The organism is Mesorhizobium sp. M1A.F.Ca.IN.020.06.1.1, from assembly GCF_004023265.1.
In the GTDB taxonomy this organism is placed as follows: domain Bacteria; phylum Pseudomonadota; class Alphaproteobacteria; order Rhizobiales; family Rhizobiaceae; genus Mesorhizobium.
Genome location: NZ_RZSR01000532.1, coordinates 1 through 4,167 on the forward strand (window position 1 = coordinate 1; position 4,167 = coordinate 4,167).

Below are 4,167 nucleotides of genomic sequence, written 5' to 3' on the forward strand. Positions count from 1 at the left end.
AACGAGATCCTGACCAGCCTGATGCTGGTCTATGTGGCGCAGCTTTTCCTCGACTGGCTGGTGCGCGGACCGTGGCGCGACCCGCAGGGCCACGGCTTCCCGCAGACCATCCAGTTCGGCGACTCGGCCGTCCTGCCGGAATTGATGCCGGATGCCGGCCGCGCCAATTGGGGCTTCGTCTTCGCGCTGGTCGCCGCTGTCACGGTCTGGCTGATGATGAGCCGCATGCTGAAAGGTTTCGAGGTCCGCGTGCTGGGCTCGAGCCCGAGGGCAGGGCGCTTCGCCGGCTTCGGCCTCAGCAAGATGGTCTTCTTTACTTTCCTGCTGTCCGGTGCATTGGCTGGCCTTGCCGGCATCTCGGAAGTCTCAGGCGCCATCGGCCAGCTACAGCCGGTGATCTCGCCCGGCTATGGCTTCACCGCCATCATCGTCGCCTTCCTCGGGCGGCTCAATCCGCTCGGCATCGTCGCGGCAGGCCTGGTGCTGGCGCTGACCTATCTCGGCGGAGAGGCGGTGCAGAGCGCGCTCGGCATCTCCGACAAGGTGGCGCGCGTGTTCCAGGGCATGCTTTTGTTCTTCGTGCTCGGCTGCGACACGCTCATTCATTATCGCATTCGTCTGATCGGCTTTGCCGCGCCACGACTCGAGGCCGCGCCCAAGCTGGAGGAGGCACGCTGATGGACATCACAGTCAACATCCTTTTGACCATCGCGACCGCGGCGACGCCGCTCTTGATCGCGGCGATCGGCGAGCTGGTGGTGGAACGCTCCGGCGTGCTCAACCTCGGCGTCGAGGGCATGATGATCATGGGCGCCGTCGGCGGCTTTGGCGCGGGCTATCTCACCGGATCTCCCTGGATCGGGCTGCTTGCCGCAATCGTCGTCGGCGCGCTGTTTTCGCTGCTCTTCGCCGTTATGACGCTTTCCCTGGCGACCAACCAGGTGGCGACCGGCCTGTCGCTTACGCTGCTCGGGCTTGGCCTCTCCGGCATGATCGGCACCAGCTTCGTCGGCCAGCCTGGCGTCAGGCTGCCGAACCTCGACATCCCCGGCCTGAGCTCGATACCGGTCGTCGGCAAGCTGATCTTCGGCCAGGATCCGTTGTTCTACGTGTCGATCGGGCTCACCGCCGCCGTGATGTGGTTTCTGTTCAGGACGCGCACTGGCCTCACGCTGCGCTCGATCGGCGACAGCCACGCGTCGGCCCATGCGCTCGGCATCAAGGTCATCAGCTACCGTTACCTCGCCGTGATCTTCGGCGGCGCTTGCGCCGGACTTGCCGGCGGCCACCTGTCGCTCGTCTACACGCCGCAATGGGTCGAGAACATGAGCGCGGGACGCGGCTGGATCGCTCTGGCGCTGGTGGTCTTTGCGTCCTGGCGCCCCTGGCGGGTGCTGGCCGGCGCTTACATCTTCGGCGCGGTGTGGATCGGCCAGCTTCATGCACAGGCTTTCGGCATTCCTGTGCCCTCGCAGTTTCTTTCTTCGCTGCCCTATCTGGCAACCATCGTGGTTCTCGTTCTAATCTCGCGGAACAAGCGGCTGACGATGATGAACACGCCGGCTTCGTTGGGGCAGCCATTTGTTCCGGATCGTTGACGACAACAAAAAGACGGGAAGCCCCAGGGCTTAACTCAGAGAGGTAACACGATGAAGAAACTGCTTATTGCGCTGATGACCACGGCCGCGGCCCTGTCGCTGGCGGCAACCGCCGAGGCGGCCGACAAGCTGAAGGCATGCTGGGTTTACACGGGGCCGATCGGCGACTTCGGCTATTCCTATCAGCACGACCAGGGTCGCCTCGAGGTGGAGAAAGCGCTCGGCGACAAGGTCGAGACCGCCTATCTCGAGAACGTCTCGGAAGGCCCGGACGCCGACCGCGCCTTTGAGCGCCTGGCGCGCGAGAAATGCAAGATCATCTTCGGCACATCGTTCGGCTTCATGGACGCCGAGGTTAAGGTCGCCAAGAAGTTCCCGAAGGTGATGTTCGAGCACGCCACCGGCTACAAGACGGGCGACAATCTCGGCATTTACAACGCGCGCTTCTATGAAGGCCGCTATGTGCTCGGCCAGATCGCGGCCAAGGAATCGAAGAAGGGTCTTGCCGGCTACATCGTCTCCTTCCCGATCCCGGAAGTGGTGATGGGCATCAACTCCTTCATGCTCGGCGCGCAGTCGATCAATCCGGACTTCAAGGTGAAGATCGTCTGGGTCAATACCTGGTTCGATCCGGGCAAGGAAGCCGACGCCGCCAAGGCGCTGTTCGACCAGGGCGCCGACATCATCGTCCAGCACACCGACTCGACCGCCCCCCTGCAGGTCGCCGAGGAGCGGAAGCTGCATGGGTTCGGCCAGTCGTCGGACATGATCAAATTCGCGCCGAACGCGCAGCTGACCTCGCTCACCGACGAGTGGGGCCCGTATTACATCAGCCGCGTGCAGGCTGCCCTCGACGGCACCTGGAAGCCGGACAATGTGTGGCTTGGCATCAAGGATGGCGCCGTCAAGCTCGCGCCCTTCACCAACATGCCTGACGACGTGAAGGCAATGGCGGAGGCGACCACCAAGAAGATCGCCGATGGCTGGAACCCCTTCACCGGCCCGGTGGCGAAGCAGGATGGCTCGCCTTGGCTGAAGGACGGCGAGGTCGCCGACGACGCCACGCTGCTCGGCATGAATTTCTACGTCAAGGGCATCGACGACAAGCTGCCGCAGTAAACAGCAGCCTGGCATCAAAACAAAAAGGGCGCCCCACCGGCGCCCTTTCATTTTCAGCCAATCCCGCTTGTCAAACGGCCGAGCCGTAGAGATCGTAGGCGTCGGCGCGCTCGACCTTGACCGTGACGATCTCACCGGCGCGCAGCGGCCGACGCGACTGGATATGCACGGAGCCGTCGATCTCGGGGGCGTCATATTTGGTGCGGCCCTTGGCCGAGGTGCCATGCGCCTCGTCGATCAGCACCGGCAGCCGCTTGCCGACCTTCCTGGCCAGCTGCGTCGCCGAGATCTTCTGCTGGCGCTGCATGAAGCGGTGCCAGCGGGCTTCCTTGATCTCCTGCGGCACTTGTTCCAGGCCGAGGTCGTTGGAGCGCGCGCCCTTGACCGGCTCATATTTGAAGCAGCCGGCACGATCGATCTTCGCCTCGTCCAGCCAGTCGAGCAGCATCTGGAAGTCGTCTTCCGTCTCGCCGGGGAAACCGACGATGAAGGTTGAGCGGATGGCGAGATCCGGGCAGACCTCGCGCCAACCGCGGATCCGCTCCAGCGTCTTTTCGCCATGAGCGGGACGGCGCATGTTCTTCAGCACCTGCGGCGAGGCGTGCTGGAAGGGGATGTCCAGATAGGGAAGGATCTTTCCGTCGGCCATCAGCGGAATGACGTCGGCAACATGCGGGTAGGGGTACACATAGTGCATGCGAACCCAGATGCCGAGCTTGCCGAGCTCCTCTGCAAGGTCGAGGAACTTCGCTCGCACCTCGCGGTCGCCGAACATGCTCGTCTGGTATTTGATGTCGATGCCATAGGCGCTGGTGTCCTGCGAGATGACGAGGATCTCCTTGACGCCGGCCTTGGCGAGCTTTTCGGCCTCGCGCAACACGTCGGCCGCCGGCCGCGAGACGAGATCGCCGCGCAGCGCCGGGATGATGCAGAAGGTGCAGCGATTGTTGCAGCCTTCGGAAATCTTCAGATAGGCGTAATGCCGCGGCGTCAGCTTCACGCCCTGGGGCGGCAGAAGATCGATGTAGGGATCATGGCTGGGGGGAGCCGCCTCATGCACCGCCGCCATCACGCTCTCATAGGCCTGCGGGCCGGTGATCGCCAGCACATTGGGATGCTTCTCGCGAATGACTTCCGGCTCGGCGCCGAGGCAGCCGGTGACGATGACGCGACCGTTTTCGGAAAGGGCGGAGCCGATCGCGTCGAGCGACTCGTCGCGCGCGGAGTCGAGAAAGCCGCATGTGTTGACGACAACGAGGTCGGCGCCATTATGCTTGCGGGCGATCTCGTAGCCTTCAGCGCGGAGCCGCGTGATGATGCGCTCGGAATCGACGAGCGCCTTCGGGCATCCAAGGCTGACGAAACTGACACGAGGGGCAGACATAAGCTTTTCCAGGTTTTTCGGGATCGGCGGCGCCATACCACACTAATTGCGGCATTGGTATGGGCC

The 4,167-nt window shown here is 63.5% G+C and carries 4 protein-coding genes; 3 read left to right on the plus strand and 1 reads right to left on the minus strand.

What is annotated here, in order from left to right; all coding sequences use genetic code 11:
* The 3 genes from EOA60_RS21565 to EOA60_RS21575 all read left to right on the plus strand — a co-directional run.
* Positions 1-678: ABC transporter permease (locus EOA60_RS21565; protein ID WP_164899451.1), on the plus strand; the 678-nt coding region annotated here is incomplete at its 5' end.
* On the plus strand, positions 678-1,598 hold the full coding sequence (locus EOA60_RS21570) for an ABC transporter permease (RefSeq protein ID WP_127324903.1): 921 nt from the start codon (positions 678-680) through the stop codon (positions 1,596-1,598). The genes EOA60_RS21565 and EOA60_RS21570, both read left to right, overlap by 1 nt.
* Before the next feature lie 51 nt (positions 1,599-1,649).
* On the plus strand, positions 1,650-2,717 hold the full coding sequence (locus tag EOA60_RS21575) for a BMP family ABC transporter substrate-binding protein (protein ID WP_066989795.1): 1,068 nt from the start codon (positions 1,650-1,652) through the stop codon (positions 2,715-2,717).
* A gap of 70 nt (positions 2,718-2,787) precedes the next feature.
* On the opposite strand, the gene rimO is transcribed toward EOA60_RS21575, so the two are convergent.
* A complete protein-coding gene (rimO, locus tag EOA60_RS21580; RefSeq protein WP_095825465.1) occupies positions 2,788-4,101 on the minus strand; it encodes a 30S ribosomal protein S12 methylthiotransferase RimO in 1,314 nt (437 codons plus the stop codon).
* Positions 4,102-4,167: the final 66 nt, after the last annotated feature.

What these genes read in the sequence shown, in the direction of transcription:
- EOA60_RS21570 (WP_127324903.1), top strand. Translation starts at nt 678, where the DNA reads ATGGACATCACAGTCAACATCCTTTTGACCATCGCGACCGCGGCGACG.
- EOA60_RS21575 (WP_066989795.1), top strand. Translation starts at nt 1,650, where the DNA reads ATGAAGAAACTGCTTATTGCGCTGATGACCACGGCCGCGGCCCTGTCG.
- rimO (WP_095825465.1), bottom strand. Translation starts at nt 4,101, where the DNA reads ATGTCTGCCCCTCGTGTCAGTTTCGTCAGCCTTGGATGCCCGAAGGCG.